Origin of the sequence: Amycolatopsis sp. w19, assembly GCF_051373225.1 — a bacterium.
Classification (GTDB): Bacteria; Actinomycetota; Actinomycetes; order Mycobacteriales; family Pseudonocardiaceae; genus Amycolatopsis; species Amycolatopsis japonica.
The window spans coordinates 14,478-39,650 of record NZ_JBPQFM010000021.1 but is presented as its reverse complement, the minus strand read 5'-3'; the positions used below and the strand labels follow the sequence as shown (position 1 = coordinate 39,650).

The window sequence follows — 25,173 nt, the reverse complement described above, 5'->3', positions numbered from 1 at the left end:
TAGGTTGGCAGAGTCCACATCGGCCTGTTCACCTGGGGTTGCGCAAACACTTTTCCTCCCGGCCTCGCGGTGCGACAATCCCGCGATCCGCCGTCACTCCGACAGGAGGTCACCGCGACATGGGTGCAGATTCCGGCTCCGAACGGACGGGCCTGCGCCCGGACCTGCGGCAACGCCACGTACGGATGATCGCCCTCGGCGGCATCATCGGCGCGAGCCTGTTCATCGGCAGCGGCGCGGTCATCCACACCGTCGGCCCGGCGGCCGTCCTCTCCTACGCCATCGGCGGCCTGATCGTCGTGCTGGTGATGCGGATGCTCGGCGAGATGGCGACCGCCTCGCCGTCGCAAGGGTCCTTCATGGAGTACGCGCGGACGTCGCTCGGGGGCTGGGCGGGCTTCACCGTCGGCTGGCTGTACTGGTACTTCTGGGTCGGCGTGGTCGCGTTCGAGGCCGTCGCCGGGGCGAAGATCCTCCAGACCTGGATTCCCGTTGTGCCGCAATGGATCTTCTCGCTAATGCTGATGCTGCTGCTGACCGCGACGAACCTCGCCTCCGCCCGTTCGTTCGGGGAGACGGAGTTCTGGCTCGCGTCGGTCAAGATCGCCACGATCGTGGTGTTCCTCGTGGTGGGCATCCTGTTCGTGCTCGGCGCCTGGCCCGGCGGTTCGTTCTCGGTCGGCAACATCGCGCAGGACGGTTTCCTCGCCAACGGCCCGTTCTCGGTGGTGCACGGGGTGGTGATCGTGATCTTCTCCTACTTCGGCGCGGAGATCGTCACCATCGCCGCCGCCGAATCGCGGGAACCCGAGGCCGCCGTGCGCAAGGCGACCTCGTCGATCGTGTGGCGGGTCATCGTGTTCTACGTCGGCTCCGTGACCCTGCTGGTGATGATCACCGGCTGGCGTGACATCCCGACCACGACCAGCCCGTTCGCCGCCGCGTTCGGCCGGTTCGGCATCCCCGCCGCCGAGACCGTGGTCAGCGCGGTGGTGCTGACGGCCGTGCTGTCGGTCCTGAATTCGGGGCTGTACACCGCTTCCCGCATGTTGTTCGCGTTGCGCGGCAACGGCTGGGCGCCGAAATGGATCGCGGACACGAACCGGCGCGGCGTCCCGTGGAAGGCGATCCTGGTGTCCACTTCGGTCGGTTACGTGGCCGTGGTGATGAACTTCGTGTCCCCGGACAAGATCTTCTACTTCATCATCAACTCCGCCGGCGCGGTCGCGTTGTTCGTCTACGCGATCATCGCGGGCTCGCAGCTGCGGATGCGGCGCCGCCTGGAGGCCGAAGCACCGGAACGGCTGAAACTGCGGATGTGGGGTTACCCGTGGCTCAGCTGGCTCACCCTCGCCGGGACGCTGGCCGTGGTCGCGTCGATGTTGTTCGTGGACGACGATACGCGCGCCCAGCTCTACCTGAGCCTGATCAGCCTGGCGGTGATCCTCGGCGTGTACTTCATCCAGCGCCGGCGATCCGGCCGAGAGCCCCGTAAAACACCTCTTCGATCTTCGCGGGATCACGGCTGAGGAAGGCCTGTCCGCCGGCGGGCGCGACGAGCTGTCCGAGTTCGGTCTCGTCGGCGTCCGGGCCGATCCCGATGGCGATCACCGGCACCGGACGCTCCCGGTCGCGCAGCTTTCCCAGCTCGGCCACCAGGTTCTCGCGGCTGATGCCGCCGGGATCGGTGTTGCGGCCGTCGGTCATCACGATGACGAGGTTCAGCTTTCCCCGCTCGAATTCCTTGTGCGCCAGCCGGTAGACGTCGAGGACGCTGTCGTAGAGCCCGGTCTGCCCGTCCGGTACGGCGCGGACGGCACGCAACCGATCGACCGCCGCCAGCTGTTGCCCGACCGGGGCCATCGGCAGGATCTCCCGGTAGTCCCGTTCACCGTCCACTTTGGTCGCGAAGGCCAGAAAACGGACCTGTGAAGTGGATTTGAACAAGTGCAGGGCGTTCTCCGCCGCCTCCAGCGTGATCGCCAGGCGGGATTTTCCGGTTCCCGGGACCGGCGCGCTCATCGAGCCGGAGACGTCGATCAGCACCTGGACCCGGGCGCTCGCGTTCACCCCGGCCCAGTGGCTGAGCGCCTTGTCGACCTCGGCGGCGGCCGGGATCTCGCTACTTCGCTGTCCGTGTGCCTCGACGCGTCGATCGGTTTCGGTCAGCCGCAACGCTTGCCCGCCCGGAGCACGCAGTTCGGACCGCGTGCCGGTCGCGGCGCCGTAGAGCAGGGCGCGTTTGAGCTCCGCGACGGCCTCAGCCTGCCGACGGCTCGCCCCCGCGATCTCGACGAACGGATAGTCGAGCGCCATGGCCGCGGGCGAGTACGCGGCCACCAGCGCGGTCTCGCCTTCCGAGAGCCCGGAATTGTGCCGCAGCACCGCGTTCTCCGCCGCGGGGAACACCGTCGCACCCGAAGTGGTGGCGGAGAACTTGCGGAGCAAGGCGACGTAGGCGGCGGCCGGGTCCGAGTCGTCCTCCGTGACTTCGCGGAGTGCCAGCAGCGCCGAGACTCCGACGGGATCGCGTGCCGGATCCGGCATTCCGGCGACGATCCCGGCGTGGCCCAGCACTTCTGGCCACGTCAGCGGCTCGCGGGGCCAGCCGAGCGCCCGCGCGACCGGTTCCGCGACCGCGAGCACCACCGGGGAACTGGCGATCGACGGCCCCGACGGCGGAACACCGGTGGCCCGCCTCAGGAACAGCGTCGACGACGGGATCCAGGCCTGAGGCTTGGGCGCGGTTCCGGAGAGTTCCTTCGCCATCTGAAGGGATTCCCGGGGCTGGACGTCGAACGCGACACACGCGAGATCGAGGGCGTCCGCCGCCTCCGCGACGGCGGGGGCGATGTCGGGCGACGCGGCGACGACCACCCGCGTGGTCTCGCAGTCGGGTTCGGAGCGCGCCATGGCCACGGCGACCCAGGTGGCCGCGCCGAGCACGGCCGCCAGCGCGAGCGCCAGCAGCGGGAACAGTATCCGTCTTCGGGTCCGGCTGGTGGCGTGGCGTCCCATCGGCTCTCCCGGCATGGGGCTCGAGGAGCGTCCGAGGGTACGCCGAGAGCACCCCTAGGGGAAGGCTACGACTTTCGGCGTAGAGAAACCCTACCGAGGCGGGAGGTGCGCCGACGCGGCTCGCGAAACACTTGCCCGGTAAGGAAAACACTCGAAACCGGGGGAATTCGTGATGAACCGGCCCACCCGTGCGGAACAGCGCAAAGCGCGCAACGCCCTCTTCGGCCAGGCGATCACGGTCGCCTTCGCACTGCTGCTCGCGGCCGCCACTCGCGCGTGAAGGCCCCCTTTCCTCGGCTGAGCCGAGGGAAGGAGGCCTTCACGCGCGTTCGGGACTAGACGGGGATGACCGTCGGCACGATCATCGGGCGGCGCCGGTAGGTGTCGGCGACCCAGCGGCCGACGACACGGCGCACGGCCTGCGCGATGCGGTGCGTGTCGGTGATGCCCTCGGCCTCGGTCCTGGCGAGTTCCATCTCCACCATCGGGACCACGGCGTCGAGCGCCTTCGGGTCGTCGGAGAACCCGCGTCCGGACACCGTCGGACGCGTCACCGCGCGGCCGGTGCTGGTGTCCACGGCGACGGTGATGGCGATGAAGCCGCCCTCGCCGAGCACGAGCCGGTCGGACAGGGTCGACTCGCCGACGTCGCCGACCGAGAGGCCGTCGACGTACACGTGCCCGACCTCGACCCGGCCGGTCCGCGTGGCCTTGCCGTCGACGAGGTCGACCACGACACCGTCCTCGGCGATGACCACGTTCTCCGGCGCGACACCGGTGCGCACGGCCAGTTCCCCGTTGGCGCGCAGGTGTTTCCACTCGCCGTGCACCGGCATGACGTTGCTGGGGCGCACCGCGTTGTACAGGTACAGCAGCTCGCCCGCCGACGCGTGCCCGGACACGTGCACCTTGGCGTTGCCCTGGTGCACGACGTTCGCGCCGAGCCGCGTGAGGCCGTTGACGACCCCGAAGACCGCGGTCTCGTTGCCCGGGATCATCGAGCTGGCCAGGACGACGGTGTCGCCGGCACGGATCGAGATCTGCCGGTGTTCGCCGCGCGCCATCCGCGACAGCGCCGACAGTGGCTCGCCCTGCGAACCGGTCGACACGAACAGCACCTTGCCCTCGGGCAGGTCACTGGCCTGGTCGAGGTTGACCAGCAGACCGTCGGGCACGTTCAGCAGGCCGAGATCGGCCGCGATACCCATGTTCCGGACCATCGACCGGCCGACGAACGCGACCCGGCGCCCGTGCCGCACGGCCGCGTCGAGCACCTGCTGGACCCGGTGCACGTGGCTCGCGAAACAGGCCACGATGACGCGCTGGCCGACCTTGCGGACGACGTCGTCGAGCACCGGGCCGATGTCGCGTTCCGGCATGACGAAACCGGGCACCTCGGCGTTGGTCGAGTCGACGCAGAACAGGTCCACGCCCTCGTCGCCGAGCCGGGAGAACCCGGCGAGGTCGGTCAGCCTGCCGTCGAGCGGGAGCTGGTCGAGCTTGATGTCGCCGGTGTGCAGCACGACCCCCGCAGGCGTGCGGATGGCCACCGCGAGCGCGTCCGGGATCGAGTGGTTGACCGCGAAGAACTCGAGGTCGAACCGGCCGACCTTGCGTCGCTCGCCCTCGCGGACCTCGATCAGGTTCGGCCGCTGACGGTGTTCCTTGGCCTTGGCCGCGAGCAGCGCGTTCGTGAACCGGGAGCCGTAGATCTTCAGGTCCGGCACGAGCCGCAGCAGGAACGGGACGGCGCCGATGTGGTCCTCGTGCCCGTGGGTGAGGACGAGACCGTCGATGTCCTCGAGGCGGTCTTCGATCGCGCGGAAGTCGGGCAGAATCAGGTCGACGCCGGGCTGGTCGTCCTCGGGGAAGAGCACCCCGCAGTCGACGATCAGCAGACGGCCGTCGAATTCGAAGACGGTCATGTTGCGGCCGACTTCGCCGATCCCGCCGAGCGCGACCACGCGCAAGGCGCCTTCGGGCAGCGCGGGCGGTGGGGTGGTCGGTCCGGGTCCGGTTGGCAATGAACTCACCGAGGCATGGTCCCTACGCTGGTATGTGAGGTCGGCGCCGTGTAGGCCGCCGCTGAATCTGCTTGTGCCACTCGTGCACCATGCCAGTCACTGGCGGCGCTTTCCCCGAGCGGCACGCCCCCCTGGGCGAGATCGGCGGAAATCGCCTGGAGCTGCTCGTCGCTCGCGGCCACGATGGGCAGCCGCGGGTCGCCGATGTCGAAACCGCGCAGTTTCAGGGCCGCCTTCGAGAAGGCGACCCCGCCGACGCGGGACATCGCCCGCAGCACCGGCAGCATGCCGCGGTGGTTGGTGCGCGCGGTGGAGGTGTCGCCGGACTCGTAGGCGTCCATCATGCCGCGGATGCGGCCCGCCACGACGTGCCCGATCACGCTGACCACGCCCGCGCCGCCGACCGAGACCCACGGCAGGTTGAGGCCGTCGTCACCGGAGTAGTAGGCGAGCTGCGAGTTCGCGATGACCTCGGAGCCGGCGATCAGGTCGCCCTTGGCGTCCTTGACCGCGAGGATGCGCGGATGCTCGGCGAGCCGCAGCAGCGTGTCGACCTCGATGGGCACGATCGAGCGCGGCGGGATGTCGTAGAGCATCACCGGCAGGCCGGAGGCGTCGGCGACCGTGGTGAAGTGCGCGTAGAGCCCGGCCTGGCTGGGCCGCGAGTAGTACGGCGTGACGACGAGGATGCCGTGAGCGCCCGCCGCTTCGGCCTGCTTCGCCTGCTCGATGCTGTGCGCGGTGTTGTTCGTGCCCGCCCCGGCGACGATCGTCGCGCGGTCACCGACGGCTTCGACGACGGCGCGGACCAGCTCGGCCTTCTCGGCGTCGGTGGTGGTGGGGCTCTCCCCCGTCGTGCCGTTCACGACGAGACCGTCGTTGCCCAGTTCCACGAGGTGTTCGGCCAGCTCCTGCGCCCGCTTCAGGTCCAGCGCCCCGTCGGCGTCGAAGGGGGTGGCCATCGCGGTGAGCACGCGCCCGAACGGTCTTCCCGGCGCTGCGGTAGGTGGAGTGGACATGCTGTGAAGGTACCTCCTGCGAGCGCCGAACCCTTGCCGACGTGGTCGTTCCCGCCGAATGCGGGAGATTTTCCGCGACGAAGGCGAACTCGGCGCAAACTCTCTGTGAGCTATTTGACCTTGGTCGTGATCTGCGAGGGGATCTGGCTCCCGTCGGTCTTGGCGAGCAGGCAGTAGTAGCCCCGCGAGTAGGTGCGGTCCTCCTCGCCGGGCGGCCGCTTCCACTCGGCCTCGGTCGGGACGAGCGCCCGCCAGGTCAGTGTCGCCCGCTGCGCCGCGGGCACGACGTTCGAGTTGAAGGTCGCCGAGCAGGTCGCCTCGGCGATCCGGTTGACCGTTTCCGCGCCCGGATATTCGGCGATCTTCGCGTCGTCGTCGCTGGGGGACTCGACTTCGAGCAGGGCCCGTTTGGAGAAGATCTCCAGCAGGTGGTCCTTGTCGCAGCTGACCCCGTCGTTCAGGTTGATGCCCTCTTTGAGCGGCACGTTGTAGCAGTCCCCGGACGAACCCAGCTTGACCTGGCCGTTGATGCCGTAGGTCAACGTCGGCTGCGCCTGCGAACTCCCCTCGGGCGCGGCCATCCAGCGGCCGAGGAAGATCCCGCCGACCAGCGCGCCGATCACGGCCACCGCGGCGAGGCTGAGCCACAGCGGGCGCAGGTTGCGCTTCGCCTCGGGCGCCGGGGCGAGCCGGGTCATCGGCTGGCCGGACTGCGGCATCATCGCCGTGCCGCCCGAAGGCGGCGTGGGCTGGGCCTGCACCCCCTGCGCGGCCGCGAGCAGGCTGCGCACCTGGTCGTAGGACATCCGCGCCTCGGGTTTGGTGACCAGCAGGCCGAGGATCGCGGCGGCCAGCGGGCCCTGGACCCGGGTCAGGTACGGCGCCTCGGTCATGATCGCGTGCAGCGTCGCCGCGGTGGTCGACCGTTCGAACGCGACGATGCCTTCCGCGGCGAAGAACAGCGTCGTGCCCAGCGACCAGAGGTCGGATTCGGGCATCGCGTCGCGGCCCTCGACCCGTTCCGGCGCCATGAACGCGGGCGAGCCGACGATCATGCCGCTGGTGGTCAGGCGCGGGTCGTCGGCGGCGTGCGCGATACCGAAGTCGGTGAGCTTCACCCGGCCGTCCGGCGCGACCATGATGTTCGCGGGTTTGACGTCGCGGTGCACGATCCCGGCGGCGTGCGCGGCCCGGAGCGCGGACAGCACCCGCTCCCCCACCAGCGCGATCTGCTGAGCGGGCAGCGGCCCGTGGTCGCGCACCAGGTCGGCCAGCGTCGGCGCCTCGACCAGCTCCATCACGATGTAAGTCGCGCCGTTCTCGGTGACGACGTCGTACACGGTGACCACGGCTGGGTCGTTGAGACGACCGGCGGAGCGGACCTCGCGCAGCATCCGCTCCGTCAGCACCGAGGCGTCCTCGGGCGCGTTCGGGAACTTCAGCTCCTTGATCGCGACCTGACGGCCGATCACCTGGTCCTGCGCGCGCCAGACGATGCCCATCCCGCCGCGGCCGAGCTCGCCCAGCAGGGCGTATCGGCCGGCGACGATCCGCGCGCCGGAGGCCTGCTGCGTCTGCTGGGGCGGCCCGTACGGACGGGTCTGTTCGTCGGTCAAGGTTCGGTGCTCCTTCGGTTCGCGCAGGATGCTAACTCGGACCCGTTCGCGTGCCGAAAGGTTCCTTCGCCGTGCTGGTGAATCAGACCGTGACCTCGTGCCCGGCTTCCCGGAGCGCCTTCACCGCGCGCTCCAGTTCCGGAGCCCGGACCAGCACGTGGTCGGTGTCGAACGTGGACATCGAGAACAGCGCCACCCCGGCGGCGGCCAGCTCGCTGGACAGCGCCGCGATGATGCCGGTCAGTGTGAAGGCCAGCGGCCCGCGCACCGACAGCAGCCGCCAGCCGTCCTCGACGGTGGCCCCGGCGGGCGCGAGACCGGCCGGGCAGATCACCGACAGCTCTTCCGGGGTGCGAGTGATCGAGATAAGCACGGGCTCGCCGGGGTCGAGCAGGTTCGCCGGAACCGGCGCGTCCGGGGCGAGGCGGGCGACCGCGTACTCGCCGGGCCGGACGTCGATCGCGAGGCGTCGCATCAGCCCTCGAGGACCTTCGGGCTGGACGCGACCTCGGTGCCGTCGGGCAGCGCGGAGATGGTGAAGTCCGCGAAGACGTTGCCGGAGGCCTTCTGCAGCTCGCGCAGGCAGTCGATGGCCAGGGCGCGGATCTCGACGTCGGCGTGCTCGGTGGCGCGCATCGCGATGAAGTGCCGCCAGGCGCGGTAGTTGCCGGTGACCACGATGCGGGTCTCGGTCGCGTTCGGCAGCACGGCGCGGGCGGCCTGGCGGGCCTGCTTGCGGCGCAGGGTGGCGCTCGGCACGTCGGCGAACTTCTCCTCCAGCCCGGCGAGCAGTTCGGTGTAGGCGTCGACCGCGGCCTGCGAGGCGGCGAGGAACTTCGCGTGCAGCTCCGGGTCCTGCGCGATGACGTCGGGCTCGACGAACGCGGCGTCGCGCTCCGGCACGTAGCGCTGCGAGAGCTGCGAGTAGGAGAAGTGACGGTGGCGGATCAGCTCGTGCGTCAGCGACCGGGAGATGCCGGTGATGTAGAAGCTGACGGAGCCGTGCTCCAGCACCGAGAGGTGGCCGACGTCGATGATGTGCTCGAGGTAGCCGGCGTTGGTGGCCGTCTTCGGGTTCGGCTTCTTCCAGGACTGGTAGCAGGCCCGGCCCGCGAATTCGGCCAGCGCCTCACCACCGTCGGCATCGGTCGACCACGGTACGTCGGACGGCGGGAAGAACTCCGTCTTCGCGATCAGTTGAACCTTGGGTGACACGGTCTCGGCCACGTTCGCACTCCTTTTCGACCCCTGCTCCACGACTCCGGGCAGCGTAACCGCAAGCGTCTTTGACGCCGGGGCGACATCACGGTGACGTCAGGTCTCCTTGACGTGACATCACGTGTGACGTCATAGTGGTGTCATGGATCTGACGCCGTACATCACAAGCCTTCGCGAGGACCTCGCGAACACGGCTTCGGCCGGCGACGAGCAGACGCGGCGCGCTGCCGCGCTGCTGTCGTCGGCGCTGGAGCCCGCCGCCCGACTGACCATCATGAACGCTCTCGCCGACCTTGCCGCCGAAGTGACTTCGGCTCTGCCGGGGCACGTCGTCGACGTCCGGCTCGACGGCCGCGACGTGCGCGTCGTCGTCACCGGCTCCGGCTCCGCGGAGGGCGCCGAGCGGTCCGCGCCCCGCTCCGAGGCGCCGCGGGAGACCCCGCGCGCGCCCAAGGTGGACACGGGCGACATCACCCGCATCACGTTGCGCCTGTTCGAGCAGGTCAAGGGCCAGGCCGAAGCCGCGGCCGCCTCGCAGGGGGTTTCGCTGAACACGTTCGTCTCGCAGGCCGTCCAGGGCGCGCTGGGCAAGAGCGGGAGCGAGCACTGGCAGCACAAGCAGAAGCCTGGCGGCGGTGCCGGTTCGCACCTGCACGGCTGGGTCCAGGGCTGAGGGGACGGACATGACCGAGGAAAGCATTCCCGCCGGTGAAGAGACCGTGCGCGTCGAGGACTTCGAGGCCGAGGGCCCGATCGAGGTCGACGTGAGCGTGGCCATCGGCCGGGTGACCATCGAATTGACCGACGAGAACGGGGTCCACACCGAGGTCCGCCGGGACGGCGGCGAACAGCAGCCGTGGGTGGACGGCATGACGAGCCTGCTCAGCTGGGTCGGGGAACGCTTCGGCGACCAGCTCGGCGGTTCACCGGTGGGGTCGGCGGGCTCCGTGGGTGATGCCGTGGCGCAGACGCGGATCGAGAAGGTCGGCAACCGGCTGGTCGTCCAGGCGCCGAAGGCCTGGCAGCTGAAGAACGTCCCGCTCGCCGTGACCGTCCGGGCGCCCTCCGGTTCGCATCTGGAAGTGCGGGCCGGGGCCGCCGACGTGACGGTCACCGGCGTCGCGGGACGGGCCGACCTCATGACCGGCGCGGGCAAGATCGCGCTCGAACGGGCCAACGGTTCGGCGATCGTCCGCACCGGCACCGGCGACATCAAGCTCGGGCCGACCCTGTCCGGTCTCCAGCTGCGCACCGGCAGCGGCTCCGTCGAGGCGGCGTCGGTGAGCGGTTCGGCCACGGTCGCGACCGGCACGGGTGACGTCTGGCTCGGCGAGGTCGCGGGCGAGGTCCTGGCGCGCACCGGCAGCGGCTCCCTCTCGGTGGCGGACGCCGCTTCCGGGACGCTGGAACTGACCACCGGATCGGGTGAGGTCCGCGTCGGGATCCGCGGCGGTGTCCAGGCGGAGATCGACCTCTCGTCGACGACCGGATCGGTGTCGAGCGAACTCGAGGTCGCGGAGAGCGCGCCTTCGGAGGTCTCGCTGAAGGTGCGGGCGCGCACCGGCACGGGCGACGCGGTGGTGACCAGCGCGGCCGGCTGAGCCGCGGTCTGCAGGGGGATCGAGGGACCTTTGCTCGCACTTTTCCACGGGGGTGGGAGCAAAGGTCCCTTGCTCATTTCAGGTGGTCGCGAACGGCGGCGACGTAGCGAAGGCCTCCTTCCCTACTCTCAAGGTAGGGAAGGAGGCCTTCACGGACCTCCCCGCGAGAGGCGCCGACGCTATGAAAGGTCCTTTCCTTGCAAAATTTGCAAGCAAAGGACCTTTCATAGCGTTCGCGAAGCTCAGCGCACGAGGCGTGAGAGCGCCGGAGCGAGATCGCCCCGCTCCCCCACCGCGACCCCGTCCAGCCCCTGCCATTCCGCCATCAGCCGCAGCTCGCCCGCCAGCTCACCGGCGACCCGCGCGACATCCACCCCAGGCTCGGCGAAGGCGCCCTGGACGCGAAGCACCCCGGCGGCGCGATCGCATTTGAGGTCGACCCGGCCGACGAGTTCGCCGTCGAGCAGGAACGGGAACACGTAGTACCCGTAGATCCGCTTCGGCTCGGGCACGTAGATCTCGATGCGGTAGAAGAAGTCGAAGATGCGCTCGGTGCGGGCGCGTTCCCAGATCAGCGGGTCGAAGGGTGACAGCAGGGCCCGGCCGGTGACCGACCGCGGCGCCTTCGCCGCGACGTGCCGGTATGCCGGGGCGGGCCAGCCGTCCACGGTCACCGGTTCCAGCACCCCCGCCTCGACCAGTTCCGCCACCGCCCGCTTGCTGACGTCGGGACCCAGCCGGTAGTAGTCCCGCAGATCCGGTTCGGTGCCGATGCCCAGCGCGACGGCCGCGCGGGTGATCAGTTCGCGGGCTCCTTCCTCCGGGCTCACGGTCCGCGACAGGATCTCCGGCGGGACGACGCGTTCGGTCAGGTCGTACAGCCGCTCGAACGACCGGCGCGTGCCGGTGGTCAGCTGCCCCATGCCGAAAAGCCACTCGCAGGCCTTCTTGACCTCGGACCGTTCCCACCACGAACCGGGCCTCGAACCTCCCGACTTGCCCTCCAGCGCGCGCTCGATGCCGCCGGCGCCGATCGGTCCCTGTTCCTTGATCACGGTCAGGATGTCGTCCACCAGCTGCGGCGTCTGGTCCAGCACTCGCGCGTAGTTCGTCCACCAGCCCATGCGCTTCGCCCCGGACCGCAACAGCGGCCAGTCCGCCACCGGCAGCAGGCTCGCCTCGTGCGCCCAGGATTCGACCAGCATCCGGGGTTTGCGCGCCGAATGGGACCAGGCCGCGTCGTCCACGAGCGTGGGCTCGTACGCGCCGAGCCGGGAGAACAACGGCATGTAGTGCGCGCGGACCGCGACGTTCACCGAATCCAGTTGCAGCAACTGGATCCGCGACAGCACGCGCTGCAGATGCCTCCTCGTCACCGCTCCACCGGGACGCGCGTCGGCGAACCCTTGTGCGGCCAGGGCGATCCGGCGCGCGACCGGACCGCTGATGGTCGTAGTGCTCATCGTCGGAATGGTGCCATCCACCACCGACAGTTTTCGGCGACACCGATAATCTGCGCAGCATGGCCGCCGCCGAAGTCCGCCCAGCAGTCGTGTCCGACGCCCCCGAGATCGCCCGCATCCAGCGCGATACCTGGCGAAGCGCCTACACGGAGCTGCTCGGCGAAGCGGCTGTCGCCGGGCTCGACATCGAGGAACTCGAAAAGACCTGGACCGAGACGATCGAATACCCGGGCACGCGTGTCTACCTCGCCACCGAAGGCGAATTCTCCGTCGGCTTCTGCGTCGTCGGCCGCGCCCCGGTGAGCGAGGTCGCCACGGCCGACGGATCGCTGCCCGACGACGCTTCGACGACGGCGCTCATCGCCTCGCTGCTGGTCGAGCCGCGCTGGGGACGGCGAGGGCACGCGGGACGGTTGCTGGCGAACGCGTCCGCCTGGCTGCGCGAAGACGGCGCCACCCGCGGGATCAGCTGGGTCGCCCAGACCGATCACGCGTCACTGGGTTTCTTCCGCCGCGCGGGCTGGTCGCCCGACGGGACCGTCCGCATCCTCGACACCGGAAGCACGAACGTGCGCGAAGTCCGGCTCACCGGCGGGCTCGACCTCGAGCTCACTCCCTGATTTCGCGAACACGACCCAGCGCATCACCGAGTACATGAACACGCCTTCGCACGCCCCGGCGATGAGCCGGGACAGGCGGTAGTCGACGCCGAGCGCGGCCAATCCCGCGCCGACGCCGAGCAGGAACGCCACGTAGTTGATGACGATCGCGATGACGTACAGCACCGCCTGCCTGCCGACGGGCGCGTGCGAGCGGAAGTTCATGCTGCGGTTCAGCACGAAGCTCAGCCCGAACGCCGTCGCGTAGGCGAGCGTGATCGCCAGCCACACCGGCAGGCCGAGCCAGCCGCGGAGCAGGGTCAGCAGGATCAGGTCGACCCCGAAGGTGAACCCGTTGATGAGCGCGAAACCGAGGAAACTCGGCGCCACCAGCCGGGAAAGCCCGAAGGGGAGGCGCCGCACCACGGCCGCGCAGAAGTCGGCGAAGCGATCCGCGAAACCCTTGCCGCGGACCGCGTCGTGCACGTCGGCCACGGCTCCAGCATGGCAGCGGCAAGTGGCCGCGAGCCGACGAACAGGTGATCTTCTGGTGCGGCCCCGAGGCCGGGAACGGGGGCTGGCCCCAGTGCGTCCAGGTTTTCAGCTGATAACTTGGAGAGAACGAAGATAACGGGGAGGCAACGATGGTGGGCTGGTTGCTCCTGTCGTTCGGCGTCGCCTTCGGCTCCGCGATCCTCCCCGTGGTCAGCATCGAAATGTTCCTCATCGGCCTGTGCGCGAGCCAGCCGACGCTGCCGTGGCTGCTGCTCGGCGCCATCGTCGCGGCCGGCCAAGTGGGCGGGAAGACGCTCTACTACCTCGCCGCGAAGGGCACGATCAAGCTGCCGAAACCGCTGCACGACCGCCTGCACCGCGAGCGGCCGCCCACCCCGCGCCGGGAACGGTGGCGGGCGCGCACCAAGAAGATGCGCGCCCGGCTCGACGCCCTGCGCGAGCGGTGCCATCGGCATCCGCATTGGATGGCGGGCACGTACGGGGTGAGTTCGGTCGTCGGCCTACCGCCGTACATGGCCACGAGTGTGCTCGCGGGCCTGGTGCGGATGCCGCTGGCGACCTTCCTGGCCACCGGTTTCGTGGGCCGCTGGCTGCGGTTCAGCCTGCTGGCCGCCTCACCCGCCCTGTTCGCGGGCTGGTTCCACTACTGACCTCACGCATTTAGTCCTCTAAGTGCGGGAGGCGGCTTCGAGTTCCACGGCGCGCCGCATCGTCGCGCGGGCCCGTTTCCGGTCTCCGGCGATCTCGTACGCGTACGCCAGCCGGTACCAGACGCGCCAGTTCTCCTGATCCGCCTCGACCTCGGCGCGGCGTTCGTCGAACCAGGCGTCCGCGGCGTCGCGATCCACCCGGCCCGAGGGCCGCCGCGGCAGATCGGAGACGTCGGGAAGGCCGCCTTCCTCGTCCAGCCGCCGCGAGAGCCGCTGGATCTGGACGCCGGAACGCCACGTGGTGACGATGATCCAGATCCCGAGCACCGGCAGCAGCAGGACGCCGATGCCGAAGATCACCGGCACCGTCTCGCCGGTGCGCAGCAACGCGATGGCCCGGCCCGCCAGCAGGACGACATAGACGGCCAGCGCCGCCGTCATCACCAGCGCGAAGTTGCGGGCCCTCACAGGTCGAGGATGTTCTCGAGACCGACCGTCAGGCCGGGCCGCGTGAGCACCGAGCGGACACCGAGCAGCACACCCGGCATGAACGACGTGCGGTGCAGCGAGTCGTGCCGGATGGTCAGGGTCTCCCCTTCGCCGCCGAACAGGATCTCCTCGTGCGCCACCAGCCCGGGGAGCCGGACCGAGTGCACGCGGACGTCGTCGACGAGCGCGCCGCGGGCACCGTCCACTTCGGACGTCGTCGCGTCTTCACCGGGAGCGAGACCGGCTTCCGCGCGGGCCTCGCCGATCAACCGCGCGGTGTGCGCGGCGGTGCCGGAAGGCGCGTCGGCCTTGCGGTTGTGGTGCAGTTCGATGACCTCGGCCGAGTTGTAGAACCGCGCCGCCTGCTGGGCGAACCGCATCGCCAGCACCGCGCCGAGCGCGAAGTTCGGCGCGATGAGCACGCCGAGCGACGGGTCGGCCGCGAGCCACGAGCGCAGCTTCTCCAGCCGCTCCTCGCTGAACCCGGTGGTGCCGACCACGGCGTGGATCCCGTTGCCGGTCAGGAACTCGAGGTTGCCCATCACCGCTTCGGGGTGGGTGAAGTCGACGACGACCTGCGCCTGCTTGAGCGCCGCGAAGTCGTCACCGGCGTCGAGCGCGGCGACGAGTTCCATGTCGTCGGCGCCGTTGACGGCGTTCACCACTTCCTGGCCCATCCGGCCGCGTGCGCCCAGCACGCCGACGCGAATCCCAGCGGTCATGATGCGATCACCTCGTGCAGATCGTCCGGAAGGTCGTCGGCGTGAGCGTACGGCCCGACCACCGCCGCCGCCGAGACGCCACCAGGGCGGGCGAGCAGAGTGCGAGCGAGCGCACAGACCTCTTCGGTGGTGACGGCGTCGATCCGCGCCACAGTGTCGTCGACGCCGAGATAGCGGCCGTAGTTCAGTTCGTTCTTGCCGATCCGCGACATACGCGACGAGGTGTCTTCGAGGCCGAGCACGAGCCCGCCCCGCAACTGCCCCTTCGCCCGCGCGACCTCGGCTTCGCTCAGCCCGTCCTTGCCGACGAGTTCGAGCACCTCGCGGATCACGCCGGCGACCTCGCCGAGCTTCTCCGGCTGGCAACCCGCGTACACGGCCATGTGCCCGGCGTCGGCGTAGCTCGCGACGGACGAATACACCTGATACGCCAGGCCGCGCTTTTCGCGGACCTCCTGGAACAGGCGCGAGCTCATCCCGCCGCCGAGCGCGGCGTTGAGCACCGACTGCGCGAACCGCCGGTCGTCGTGCCGCGACAGCGAACGCAGCCCGAGCATCACGTGCGCCTGCTCGGTGTCGTCGGTGTGCAGTGCGAGTTTCGGCGCCATCGCGATCCGCGCCCGCCCGCCACGCGGCGGCACGGGGGTCGCCGTTCCGGTCAGCCGGTTCCGCAAAGCCTTGCGCACCAAGCGAAGTACCTGGCCGTGCTCGATGTTCCCGGCGACCGCGAGCACCATCCTCGGCAGCGTGTAGCGGCGCCGGTAGAACCCGCGCAGCGCCGAAGCGGACATCTCGATGATGGACTTCTCGCTGCCGAGCACCGGACGCCCGAGCGCGTGGTTGCCCAGGATCGCGCCGACGAACGTCTCGTGCAGCAGGTCTTCGGGGTCGTCGTCGCGCATCGAGATCTCTTCGAGCACGACACTGCGCTCGGTCTCGACGTCCTTGTCCGTGCACAGCGCCTCGAACACGACGTCGGTGACGAGGTCCATCGCGAGCGGCAGGTCCTCGTCGAGCACCTGCGCGTAGTAGCAGGTGTGCTCCTTCGCGGTGAACGCGTTGAACTCCCCGCCGACCGCGTCGATCTCTTCGGCGATCTGGGTGGCGTCCCGGTTCGTGGTGCCCTTGAACAGCAGGTGTTCGAGGTAGTGCGCCGCGCCCTCGACCGACGACGGCTCGTCGCGCGATCCGACGCCGACCCACAGCCCGACCGTCACCGACCGGGACGCGGGAACGTGCTCGGTGATGACCCGGAGGCCACCGGCCAGCACACTGCGTTTGACCACCGCTCCGTCCGAAGTGGACTCCAGCGTGCGGGTGCTGCCGACGGGCTGTTCGTGCCCGGGAACCTGACGAGCCAACGGATTCCTTACTCACATGTCAGGAAAGGGTCGTTCAGGACGATAAATGTCCTGAACGACCCTTTCCTGACGTTTCACATCGGTCTAGCCAGGACTACTACGCGTCGGCCTTCGGGGCCTCGGCCTTGTCGCCCTCGGCGGGCTTCTCGGCGGTGTCGGCAGCGTCGTCTTCCTTGACCACGATCAGGCTGATCTTGCCGCGGTTGTCGATGTCGGCGATCTCGACGCGGAGCTTGTCGCCCACGTTGACCACGTCCTCGACCTTGGCGATCCGCTTGCCGTTGCCCAGCTTCGAGATGTGCACCAGGCCGTCCTTGCCCGGCAGCAGCGAGACGAACGCGCCGAACGCGGCCGTCTTCACCACGGTGCCGAGGAAGCGCTCGCCGACCTTGGGCAGCTGCGGGTTGGCGATGGCGTTGATCTTGTCGATCGCCGCCTCCGCCGACGGGCCGTCGGCCGCGCCCACGTAGATCGTGCCGTCGTCCTCGATGGAGATGTCGGCGCCGGTCTCCTCGGTGATCGAGTTGATCATCTTGCCCTTCGGGCCGATGACCTCGCCGATCTTGTCCACCGGGATCTTCACGCTGGTGACGCGCGGCGCGTACGGGCTCATCTCGTCCGGGCCGTCGATCGCCTCGGCGATGACCTCCAGGATGGTGAGGCGAGCGTCCTTCGCCTGCTTCAGCGCGGCCGCGAGGACCTCCGACGGGATGCCGTCGAGCTTCGTGTCGAGCTGGAGCGCGGTGATGATGTCCTTGGTGCCGGCGACCTTGAAGTCCATGTCGCCCATGGCGTCTTCGGCGCCCAGGATGTCGGTCAGCGCGACGTAGCGGGTCTCGCCGTCGACCTCGTCGGAGATGAGGCCCATGGCGATACCGGCGACCGGCGCCTTCAGCGGGACACCCGCGTTCAGCAGACCCATGGTCGAGGCGCAGACCGAGCCCATCGAGGTGGAGCCGTTGGAGCCCAGCGCCTCGGAGACCTGGCGGATCGCGTACGGGAACTCGTCCCGCTTCGGCAGGACCGGCACGAGGGCGCGCTCGGCGAGCATGCCGTGGCCGATCTCGCGCCGCTTCGGCGAACCGACGCGGCCGGTCTCGCCGGTGGAGAACGGCGGGAAGTTGTAGTGGTGCAGGTACCGCTTCGTGGTCTCCGGGGAGAGCGAGTCGATCTGCTGCTCCATGCGGAGCATGTTCAGCGTGGTGACGCCCAGGATCTGCGTTTCTCCACGCTCAAAGAGTGCGGAACCGTGCGCCCGCGGGATCACGGCGACCTCGGCGGCGAGCGAGCGGATGTCGGTCAGGCCGCGGCCGTCCATGCGGATCTTGTCCGTGAGGACGCGCTTGCGCATGATCTTCTTCGACAGGGCCTTGAACGCCGCGCCGATCTCCTTCTCACGGCCCTGGAAGGCTTCGCCCTCGCCCAGGCCGATCTTCTCCAGCACCGCGGCCTTGACCTGGTCGGTCGCGTTGTCGCGGTCCTGCTTGCCCGCGATGGTCAGGGCGTTCGCGAGGTCGTCGGTCGCGATGGCGGCGACGGCGTCGAAGGCGTCCTGCTCGTAGGCGAGGAAGACCGGGAACTCGCCGGTCGGCTTGGCGGCCAGCTCGGCCAGCTGCTGCTGGGCCTCGCACAGCACCTTGATGAACGGCTTCGAGGCCTCGAGGCCCTCGGCGACGGCGATCTCGTCCGGCGCCTTGCCGCCCGCGGCGATCAGGTCGAGAGTCTGCTCGGTGCCCTCGGCCTCGACCATCATGATGGCGACGTCGTCACCGACGATGCGGCCGGCGACCACCATGTTGAAGGTGGCCTCTTCGAGCTGCTTCCAGGTCGGGAACGCGACCCACTGGCCGTCGATCAGCGCGACGCGGACGCCGCCGACCGGGCCCGAGAACGGCAGGCCGGCGATCTGCGTCGAGGCCGAGGCCGCGTTGATCGCGAGCACGTCGTACGGGTCGTCCGGGTTGAGGCTCTGGACGGTGATGACGACCTGGATCTCATTGCGGAGACCGTCGGCGAACGACGGGCGCAGCGGCCGGTCGATCAGGCGGCAGGTCAGGATCGCGTCGGTCGACGGGCGGCCCTCGCGACGGAAGAACGCGCCGGGGATGCGTCCGGCGGCGTACATCCGCTCCTCGACGTCCACGGTCAGCGGGAAGAAGTCGAAGTGGTCCTTCGGGTGCTTCGACGCGGTGGTCGCCGAGAGCAGCATGGTCTCTTCGTCGAGGTACGCGACGACGGCGCCGGCGGCCTGACGGGCCAGGCGGCCGGTCTCGAAGCGAACGGTGCGGGTGCCGAAACGGCCGTTGTCGATCACGGCTTCGGTTTCGTGCACGGTGACTCCGGTGGAGTCGGTCATAGGGTGTATCTCCTCTTTTGATCCTCTGTAACGGCGCGAGTCTCCCACCCTGGGACCTGTTTCGCCTGCGGACGCTCGAGGAGTGAGGCCGGTCTTCGATCGAAGCCCCCGGGCCGTTGCCCGGGAACCACTACCGAGGACCGGCGGACGGTTCCTCGTGCGCGCTCGCGCCGCGTGTTTCTGTGTACTTGGACCGAGGGGGAGCGACCGATGTGGTCACTCCCCCTCGGGTTCAAGCTATCGGCGCAGGCCGAGGCGCTGGATCAGCGCACGGTAACGCTCGATGTCCACCTTCATCACGTAGTTCAGCAGCCGGCGGCGGCGGCCGACCAGCAGCAGAAGCCCGCGACGGGAGTGGTGGTCGTGCTTGTGAGCCTTGAGGTGCTCGGTGAGGCCGACGATGCGCTTGGTCAGCAGCGCGACCTGGGCCTCCGGGGATCCGGTGTCCGAGTCGTGCACGCCGTACTCGGCAAGGATCGACTTCTTCTCTTCGGTGGACAAAGCCACAGTGGTGCTCCTAGATACTCTGTGCCGTGCGGCCCGGACGATGCTTCACGCCGGGTGAGACGGTCACGGCCGCCACGGACTGCAGCCGGACCCAATCATCGAGGTTACCAGCCTCGTGATCAGCGGCTTCAGTCGCGGGCGTGGTTCAGCGCGTACGACCGGATCACCCGGTAGCGCGAGACGCCCTGCTCACGGTCACTGCTCATCAGAACGGCCTCGGTCGCCGTCCAAGTCTCACTGGTGAACCCGGCCAGCCGCTCCTCCCACGCGCTCGCGGCGTCCGGCCGGTCGCGGGGGAAGCGGGCCAGTGTCAGGTGGGCCACGTACGGCCTGCCCTCACTCTCCGCGCCGGCCCGCAGGGCCAGCTCGTGGAGCCCGGTTCCGGACACACTCAACCACAGGACCCCGGGGAATGTCGCGGCCTTTTCCAGCCGGAGGTCGAGCGGGCCCGCGCCCGTCAGCCGTCCGGCGAGCCAGTCGCCTCGTTCCGCCGGGTCGTCCGCGCCGTAGAAACCGAGGGTGACGTGCCAATCCTCGCGCGGCGACCAGCGGAAACCGTCGCCTCCGGGAGTGCCCACCGCGGCGGAGACCTGGTCGAGGACGCCGTCCGGCGGGATCAGCGCACTGAAGAGGGTCACGAACCGTTCTTGGCCGCCCGGCGCAGCAGGTCCGCCAGCGACGGGAAATCTTCGTCGAGCAGCTTCGCGGCCTCGGTGAGGTCTTCGTCCTCGCCGATGTCCCGCAGCGCGACGAGCACGCCCTGGTCGTCGGCGACGGCACCGACCGGGATGCTGTCCCGGCCCACCGTCGGCCGCGAGTCGCGGACGTCTTCCAATGCCTCCTGCATGGCCTTGCGATCGCCCGCGGCGACCGCTGGGACGAGCACCTTGCGCTCCAGCATGATCATCTTGGCGAGGACGACCGGGTTCCCGATCTTCGCGCGACGGCCACTCATCACCTGGCTGAGCATGGGGGCGCTGATGCCGAGGACCTCGGCGAGGAAGGCCTGGGAGATGTCGAAGGCGACGACCAGTCTCCGCACGCGATCGCCGAGCGGTTCCCCGTACCACTCCTTCTGCAGCGCTATGTTCCGCTGGACGATCTTGTGGTCCTCCACCTGGTCCGCTCCCCTAACCCCATCGAACGCCATGCGCGCGGTCCGTGACATCTTGCCACCGGAACGCACCCAGGCGGGCGTGTTTGTCGATTCTCGTCCGGCCGGGGCCGGGTCCGGTCAGTCCTGCTCGCCGAGCAGTTCCCTGGTCCGCGCGACGTCCTCGTCGATCTGCTTCACCAGACCTTCCGACGTCGTGAACCGGACCTGATCCCGCAGCTTGGCGACGAAATCGAGCGAAACGTGCTGTCCGTAGAAATCCTCGTCGATGTCGAGGACGAAGGCCTCGACGGTGCGCTCCCGCCCGGAGAAGGTCGGATTGGTCCCGACGGACACGGCGGCGCGCAGCCGGCGGCCGGAATCCGACGAACGGGTGAACCAAGCGCTGTAGACACCGTCGGCGGGCACCGCCGCGAAACGCGGCGTCGACAGGTTCGCCGTCGGGTAACCGAGGTCGTGCCCCCGGCCGTCGCCCCGGACGACGATGCCCTCCAGCCGATGCGGCCTCCCGAGCGCCTCGGACGCCGCCACGACGTCCCCCGCGTCGATGCACGAGCGGACGTAGGTCGAGGAGAACGTGATGTCGTTGTCCGCCTGCTCCTGCGCGAGCAGACCCTGCAGTTCCGCGCCCTGCGCCACGAAACCGAACCGCTTCCCCAGCGTGCGGAGCAGGGCGACGTCACCGGCCGCCTTGGCGCCGAAGGTGAAGTTCTCCCCCACGATCACCGCGGCCGCGTGCAGTTTGTCCACCAGCACCTCGTGGACGAACTCGTGCGCCGTCAGCCGCGACAGCTCCAGGGTGAACGGCAGCACGCAGAAGACGTCCGCCCCCAGGCCCTCGACCAGTTCCGCCTTGCGGCGCAACGTGGTCAGCTGCGCGGGATGGCTGCCCGGCCGGATCACCTCCGACGGATGCGGGTCGAAGGTCAGCACCACGCTCGGCACGCCGCGTTCGGCGGCGGCTCGGACCGTCCTCGAAATCAGCTCCTGATGACCGCGGTGCACGCCGTCGAAGACGCCGATCGTCACCACGCACCGTCCCCAGCTCCCGGGGAGGTCACCCAAACCACGCCAACGCTGCACTTGTGCCCCGTCTCTCCAGGCCAGCTCCGTGCACCACCCTAGGCGGGCAGCAACACGACCACCGACCGGGCCAGTTCGCCTTCGTCCGCGGCGAGCGCGAGCACCCGGCCGTCCGGTCCGAACATCCCGTACGTGCCCGCGATCCCGGCCGCGGGCACCCTCTGTCCATATCGGACCGCCTGCGCCGTGCGGGCGTCCAGATCGCGGCGCGGGAACGCCGCGGCGACGGCGGCGTCGAGGTCCAGCGACAGCTCCGGCTTGTCTTCGAGCTGGTCGAGGGTGCGGGCCTTGGCGAGCGTGAACGGCCCGACCGTGGTGCGCCGCAACGCGAGCAGATGTCCGCCGGCACCCAGTCCGGCGCCGAGATCGCGGGCCAGTGCCCGGACATAGGTCCCCGACGAACACTCGACGATCGCGTCGAGTTCGATCCGGCCGGCCTCGCGGCGCGTGGCGAGCAGATCGAACCGGTGCACGGTGACCGGCCGCGGCGGGATCACGACCTCTTCACCCGCCCGGACGCGGGCGTACGCGCGCTTGCCGTCGATCTTCACCGCGCTGACCGCGCTCGGCACCTGCTGGATGTCGCCGGTCAGCGCGGCGATCCCGGCGGCGATCGCCTCATCGGTGATCTTCTCGACGACGTCCGGGGCGGCTTCGGCGATCGGCTCGCCCTCGGCGTCGTCGGTCGTGGTGGACAGTCCCAAGGAGAGGGTCGCGAGATAGGTCTTGCGGTCCAGGGCCAGGTGGCCGAGGAGTTTCGTCGCGCGTTCGATGCCGAGCACGAGGACACCGGTGGCCATCGGGTCGAGGGTGCCGGCGTGCCCGACCTTGCGGGTGCCCATGAAGCGCCGCGCCCTGGCGACGACGTCGTGGGAGGTCATCCCGGACGGTTTGTCGACGATGACGAGACCGGGCGGCGGGGCGGGACGTTTGCTGGCTTGAGCCTGATTGGGGCGCGACACGGGCCGAACCCTATCTTTCGGCTCTCTGCCTAGGACGAGACGGGCAGCGGCGCTTCGGCGTCCCAGCGACGGCGCCGGATCTGCACCGGGATCGCCTCGCCGCGGGCCTCCGCCTCGAACAGCACGGCGCGGGTACGCCGCCACCACACGAGCATCCGGAAGGTGCCGAACGCGAGCACCGCGATGACCGACAGCAGCGCCAGGCGGAACGTGCCGCCCGTCCACTCCAGCAGGACACCGACCGCGAGCGCCGAGATCGTCGTGGCCACGAAGCCGCCGACGTTCACCACCCCGGTCGCGGTGCCGACGCGCGCGAGCGGGTTGTAGTCCCGTGCCAGCGCGAAACCGATCATCGATACCGGGCCGCCGAGGGAAAGGAACGCGAACACGGGGACCAGGACGGCGACCGGCATCGTCCCGCTCCAGCCGAGCAGGACCGCCCACATCACCGCGGCGCCGCCGATGTACCAGCCGACGATCGGCATCCGCAGCGACGGGCGCCGTCCGATCAGCCCGCCGATCACCGGGCCGCCGATCATCGAGCCGAACACGAACACGATCAGCAGCGAACTCGCGGTGGCCTTCGGATATCCCTGCCCCTGCACCAGGAACGGGACACCCCACAGCATGGTCAGCACGTTGGGCGCGAACATCGTGCTGAAGTGGACCCAGAAACCCAGCCGGGTCCCCGGCGTGCGCCACGCGTCGGCGACCTGGCGGCCCAGCACCTTCGGGTGGACCTTTTCGCGCACGGGCTCCGGCAGGCCGCGCGGGATGTCTTCGACGCGGAGGGCGACGACGGCGGTGTAAAGCGCCGTCACCAGGCCGACGGCGAGGAACGTCGGGGTCCAGCCGGGACCGTCGAGCAGCAGGCCGAGCGGGAGGGTCGCGGCGAGGTTGCCGACGTACCCGATGGCCCCGGTCAGCGCGGCGAGCAGGGCGTACTGGCGGCCGGGGAAATGCGCGGCGATCAGCCGCAGGATGCTCACGAAGGTCAGGGCGTCGCCGAAGCCGACGACGGCGCGGGCGAGCAGGCCGAGCGGGTAGGAATCGGCGACCGCGAGCAGGATCTGGCCGAGACCGAGGAAGAACACGGCGCCGGTGAGCACCCGTCGCGGGCCGTAGCGGTCGACGAGGACGCCGGTGGGGATCTGCATCGCGGCGTAGACGCCGACCTGCAGGACGGTGAACGTGCCGAGCGCGGCGGCGCCGACCCCGAACCGGTCCGCGGCCTGGAGCCCGGCGACACCGAACGAGGTGCGGTGGAAGACGGCGAGGAGGTAGACGGTGACGGCGGCCAACCAGATGAACCAGGACCGGCGGGTGGCTCGGCCTGTCACAGTGGTCCTCCTTGGGCGCGGTTTCGGGCGGTGAGAGACGCCCGCACTGCCGCCTCATATAGTTGTAGCTCCTAAGCAACGGCGAAACATACCCGTTACCCGGGTGGTTTTCGCCACAGCACAAGACCACCCCCACCACATTTCGTCCTCTGGATGCGGTAGTTGCGCGCGCAAGGACCGCATCCAGAGGACTAAACGCGGACGGCGCCTTCCACGGCCCACCGGCCCGAGCGCCACCGCACCAGCAGGGTCGCCAGCCGCAGCAGCATGAACAGCGAGAGCCCGGTCCAGATCCCGGCCAGCCCCCAGCCGAAGGCGAGCGACAGCCAGATCAGCGGCAGGAACCCGACCGCCGCGCTGAGCAGGGTCGCGTTGCGCAGGAAGGCGGCGTCGCCCGCGCCGAGCAGGACGCCGTCGAGCGCGAACACCACCCCGGCGATCGGTTGCAGCGCGACGAAGAACCACCAGGCGTGCGGGATCTGGCCGAGTACGGCCGCGTCCGAAGTGAACACTCGCGGCAGCACCCCGGCGACCGATGCGAACACGACACCGAGGAAGCAGCCGAACACCAGGCCGTAGACGGTGATCTGGTTCGACACCCCGCGCGCCCGTTTGCTCGCCCCGGCGCCGAGCGCGGCGCCCACGAGCGACTGCGCGGCGATCGCGAGCGAGTCCAGCACCAGCGCGAGGAACGTCCAGAGCTGCAGTACGACCTGATGCGCGCCGACGGCCTCGGTGGACGTCCGTGCGGCGACCGCGGCGGCCGAGACGAAGCACGCCTGGAACGCGAGACTGCGCAGCACCAGATCCCGCCCGAGGCCGAGCTGGGCGCGCATCACCTTCGGCTCCGGGCGCAGCGGGACCCGCTCCCGCACCAGGGCCGCGATGAACAGCGACGCCGAGATCACCTGCGCGACGACGTTCGCGATCGCCGAACCTTCCAGCCCCCAGTCCGCGCCGTACACCAGCACCGGGCACAGCACGGCCGAGATCCCGTTGCCCGCCAGGACATAGCGCAACGGTTTCGCGGAGTCCTGCACGCCGCGCATCCAGCCGTTGCCCGCCATCGTGATCAGGATGAACGGCGTGCCGAACAGCGCGATCCGCAGCCAGGAGACGGCGGCGTCGGTGATCGCGGCGTCCCCGGACAGGACGCGGGCGATCGGCGCGGCCAGCAACTGCCCGGCGACGATCACCACCAGCCCGACGATCACCGCCAGCCAGGTCGCCTGGACGCCTTCGCGCACGGCGTCACCACGACGGCCGGCGCCGTGCAGCCGCGCCGTCCGCGACGTGGTGCCGTACGACAGGAACGTCAGCTGGCTCGAAACCTGCGACAGCACGACACCGCCGACGGCGAGACCCGCCAGCGGCAGCGCGCCGAGATGCCCGACGACGGCCGTGTCCACCAGGACGTACAGCGGTTCGGCGGCGAGGACGCCGAGCGCGGGCACAGCGAGGCCTAGGACGCGTTTCGGCGGGACGCGTTCGTCGGGTTCGGAAGCTTCAGGCACC

23 protein-coding genes and 1 pseudogene are annotated in these 25,173 nt (G+C 69.8%); 5 read left to right on the top strand and 19 right to left on the bottom strand.

Going from position 1 to position 25,173, the window contains the following annotated elements; all coding sequences use genetic code 11:
- Positions 1–119 precede the first annotated feature (119 nt).
- Positions 120–1,529 carry an amino acid permease gene (locus tag ACSMFO_RS31890; RefSeq protein ID WP_436461549.1) on the top strand — a complete coding sequence of 470 codons (1,410 nt, stop codon included), beginning with the start codon at positions 120–122 and terminating at the stop codon, positions 1,527–1,529.
- Here the strand turns inward: ACSMFO_RS31890 and ACSMFO_RS31885 are convergent.
- The 6 genes from ACSMFO_RS31885 to thyX form a co-directional block, all read right to left on the bottom strand.
- Positions 1,459–3,018 carry a VWA domain-containing protein gene (locus tag ACSMFO_RS31885; protein ID WP_436461548.1) on the bottom strand — a complete coding sequence of 520 codons (1,560 nt, stop codon included), beginning with the start codon at positions 3,016–3,018 and terminating at the stop codon, positions 1,459–1,461. The two genes, ACSMFO_RS31890 and ACSMFO_RS31885, sit on opposite strands and share 71 nt — an antisense overlap.
- A 335-nt stretch (positions 3,019–3,353) precedes the next feature.
- The gene (locus tag ACSMFO_RS31880) at positions 3,354–5,051 is read right to left on the bottom strand and encodes a ribonuclease J (protein ID WP_037343103.1); all 1,698 of its coding nucleotides are present in this window, start codon (positions 5,049–5,051) and stop codon (positions 3,354–3,356) included.
- Entirely contained in the window at positions 5,048–6,061 is a 1,014-nt protein-coding gene (dapA, locus tag ACSMFO_RS31875; RefSeq protein WP_037343102.1) for a 4-hydroxy-tetrahydrodipicolinate synthase, read from the bottom strand. The genes ACSMFO_RS31880 and dapA overlap by 4 nt, the downstream gene beginning before the upstream one ends.
- A 110-nt stretch (positions 6,062–6,171) precedes the next feature.
- Entirely contained in the window at positions 6,172–7,677 is a 1,506-nt protein-coding gene (locus ACSMFO_RS31870; protein WP_436461547.1) for a serine/threonine-protein kinase, read from the bottom strand.
- 82 nt (positions 7,678–7,759) lie between these two features.
- Entirely contained in the window at positions 7,760–8,152 is a 393-nt protein-coding gene (locus ACSMFO_RS31865) for an ACT domain-containing protein (protein WP_125675873.1), read from the bottom strand.
- Positions 8,152–8,904, bottom strand: coding sequence for an FAD-dependent thymidylate synthase (thyX, locus tag ACSMFO_RS31860; RefSeq protein WP_005156312.1), 753 nt, complete (start codon positions 8,902–8,904; stop codon positions 8,152–8,154). The genes ACSMFO_RS31865 and thyX overlap by 1 nt, the downstream gene beginning before the upstream one ends.
- Positions 8,905–9,037: 133 nt before the next feature.
- Here thyX and ACSMFO_RS31855 point away from each other — a divergent pair, with 133 nt between their 5' ends.
- Positions 9,038–9,568, top strand: a complete 531-nt coding sequence (locus ACSMFO_RS31855) for a toxin-antitoxin system HicB family antitoxin (protein ID WP_063275660.1) — start codon at positions 9,038–9,040, stop codon at positions 9,566–9,568.
- Between the two features lie 10 nt (positions 9,569–9,578).
- A complete protein-coding gene (locus ACSMFO_RS31850; protein ID WP_436461546.1) occupies positions 9,579–10,496 on the top strand; it encodes a DUF4097 family beta strand repeat-containing protein in 918 nt (305 codons plus the stop codon).
- 242 nt (positions 10,497–10,738) lie between these two features.
- Here the strand turns inward: ACSMFO_RS31850 and ACSMFO_RS31845 are convergent, their stop codons facing one another.
- Positions 10,739–11,959, bottom strand: coding sequence for a winged helix-turn-helix domain-containing protein (locus ACSMFO_RS31845; RefSeq protein ID WP_436461545.1), 1,221 nt, complete (start codon positions 11,957–11,959; stop codon positions 10,739–10,741).
- A 59-nt stretch (positions 11,960–12,018) separates the two neighbouring features.
- Between ACSMFO_RS31845 and ACSMFO_RS31840 the strand changes: the two genes are divergently transcribed.
- The gene (locus ACSMFO_RS31840) at positions 12,019–12,579 is read left to right on the top strand and encodes an N-acetyltransferase family protein (RefSeq protein ID WP_436461544.1); all 561 of its coding nucleotides are present in this window, start codon (positions 12,019–12,021) and stop codon (positions 12,577–12,579) included.
- An 18-nt stretch (positions 12,580–12,597) separates the two neighbouring features.
- Here the strand turns inward: ACSMFO_RS31840 and ACSMFO_RS31835 are convergent.
- Positions 12,598–12,948: pseudogene (locus ACSMFO_RS31835) on the bottom strand (GtrA family protein); the annotation flags it as partial.
- Positions 12,949–13,202: 254 nt separating this feature from the next.
- On the opposite strand from ACSMFO_RS31835, the gene ACSMFO_RS31830 reads away from it, so the two are divergent.
- Entirely contained in the window at positions 13,203–13,724 is a 522-nt protein-coding gene (locus ACSMFO_RS31830) for a YqaA family protein (RefSeq protein WP_037343090.1), read from the top strand.
- A gap of 18 nt (positions 13,725–13,742) precedes the next feature.
- On the opposite strand, the gene ACSMFO_RS31825 is transcribed toward ACSMFO_RS31830, so the two are convergent.
- The 11 genes from ACSMFO_RS31825 to ACSMFO_RS31775 form a co-directional block, all read right to left on the bottom strand.
- A complete protein-coding gene (locus ACSMFO_RS31825; protein WP_037343089.1) occupies positions 13,743–14,192 on the bottom strand; it encodes a tetratricopeptide repeat protein in 450 nt (149 codons plus the stop codon).
- Complete coding sequence (dapB, locus tag ACSMFO_RS31820; protein WP_073846706.1) at positions 14,189–14,935, bottom strand: 4-hydroxy-tetrahydrodipicolinate reductase; 747 nt, start codon at positions 14,933–14,935, stop codon at positions 14,189–14,191. Before dapB ends, ACSMFO_RS31825 begins: the two co-directional genes overlap by 4 nt.
- Positions 14,932–16,296, bottom strand: a complete 1,365-nt coding sequence (locus tag ACSMFO_RS31815) for a M16 family metallopeptidase (protein WP_360097230.1) — start codon at positions 16,294–16,296, stop codon at positions 14,932–14,934. The genes dapB and ACSMFO_RS31815 overlap by 4 nt, the downstream gene beginning before the upstream one ends.
- A 97-nt stretch (positions 16,297–16,393) precedes the next feature.
- Positions 16,394–18,652: a polyribonucleotide nucleotidyltransferase gene (locus tag ACSMFO_RS31810; protein ID WP_436461543.1), complete on the bottom strand. Its 2,259-nt coding sequence runs from the start codon at positions 18,650–18,652 to the stop codon at positions 16,394–16,396.
- Between the two features lie 237 nt (positions 18,653–18,889).
- Positions 18,890–19,159: a 30S ribosomal protein S15 gene (gene rpsO / locus ACSMFO_RS31805; protein ID WP_003084034.1), complete on the bottom strand. Its 270-nt coding sequence runs from the start codon at positions 19,157–19,159 to the stop codon at positions 18,890–18,892.
- Positions 19,160–19,287: 128 nt separating this feature from the next.
- Positions 19,288–19,797 (bottom strand): RNA 2',3'-cyclic phosphodiesterase, encoded by a 510-nt coding sequence (thpR, locus tag ACSMFO_RS31800; RefSeq protein WP_436461542.1) that lies wholly within the window; start codon positions 19,795–19,797, stop codon positions 19,288–19,290.
- Positions 19,794–20,276, bottom strand: a complete 483-nt coding sequence (locus ACSMFO_RS31795) for a helix-turn-helix domain-containing protein (RefSeq protein ID WP_038516575.1) — start codon at positions 20,274–20,276, stop codon at positions 19,794–19,796. Before ACSMFO_RS31795 ends, thpR begins: the two co-directional genes overlap by 4 nt.
- Before the next feature lie 117 nt (positions 20,277–20,393).
- The gene (locus ACSMFO_RS31790; protein WP_073846703.1) at positions 20,394–21,356 is read right to left on the bottom strand and encodes a bifunctional riboflavin kinase/FAD synthetase; all 963 of its coding nucleotides are present in this window, start codon (positions 21,354–21,356) and stop codon (positions 20,394–20,396) included.
- Between the two features lie 38 nt (positions 21,357–21,394).
- The gene (gene truB, locus ACSMFO_RS31785) at positions 21,395–22,318 is read right to left on the bottom strand and encodes a tRNA pseudouridine(55) synthase TruB (protein WP_395862646.1); all 924 of its coding nucleotides are present in this window, start codon (positions 22,316–22,318) and stop codon (positions 21,395–21,397) included.
- A gap of 29 nt (positions 22,319–22,347) precedes the next feature.
- Positions 22,348–23,658 (bottom strand): MFS transporter, encoded by a 1,311-nt coding sequence (locus ACSMFO_RS31780; protein WP_436461541.1) that lies wholly within the window; start codon positions 23,656–23,658, stop codon positions 22,348–22,350.
- A 191-nt stretch (positions 23,659–23,849) separates the two neighbouring features.
- On the bottom strand, positions 23,850–25,172 hold the full coding sequence (locus ACSMFO_RS31775) for an MATE family efflux transporter (protein WP_038516584.1): 1,323 nt from the start codon (positions 25,170–25,172) through the stop codon (positions 23,850–23,852).
- Position 25,173 lies beyond the last annotated feature (1 nt).

Coding starts and splice junctions, on each gene's coding strand:
- ACSMFO_RS31865 (WP_125675873.1), bottom strand. CDS start 8,152: ATGCGACGCCTCGCGATCGACGTCCGGCCCGGCGAGTACGCGGTCGCC.
- ACSMFO_RS31855 (WP_063275660.1), top strand. CDS start 9,038: ATGGATCTGACGCCGTACATCACAAGCCTTCGCGAGGACCTCGCGAAC.
- dapA (WP_037343102.1), bottom strand. CDS start 6,061: ATGTCCACTCCACCTACCGCAGCGCCGGGAAGACCGTTCGGGCGCGTG.
- ACSMFO_RS31845 (WP_436461545.1), bottom strand. CDS start 11,959: ATGAGCACTACGACCATCAGCGGTCCGGTCGCGCGCCGGATCGCCCTG.
- ACSMFO_RS31830 (WP_037343090.1), top strand. CDS start 13,203: ATGGTGGGCTGGTTGCTCCTGTCGTTCGGCGTCGCCTTCGGCTCCGCG.
- ACSMFO_RS31810 (WP_436461543.1), bottom strand. CDS start 18,652: ATGACCGACTCCACCGGAGTCACCGTGCACGAAACCGAAGCCGTGATC.
- ACSMFO_RS31850 (WP_436461546.1), top strand. CDS start 9,579: ATGACCGAGGAAAGCATTCCCGCCGGTGAAGAGACCGTGCGCGTCGAG.
- dapB (WP_073846706.1), bottom strand. CDS start 14,935: ATGACCGCTGGGATTCGCGTCGGCGTGCTGGGCGCACGCGGCCGGATG.
- ACSMFO_RS31885 (WP_436461548.1), bottom strand. CDS start 3,018: ATGGGACGCCACGCCACCAGCCGGACCCGAAGACGGATACTGTTCCCG.
- ACSMFO_RS31840 (WP_436461544.1), top strand. CDS start 12,019: ATGGCCGCCGCCGAAGTCCGCCCAGCAGTCGTGTCCGACGCCCCCGAG.
- ACSMFO_RS31890 (WP_436461549.1), top strand. CDS start 120: ATGGGTGCAGATTCCGGCTCCGAACGGACGGGCCTGCGCCCGGACCTG.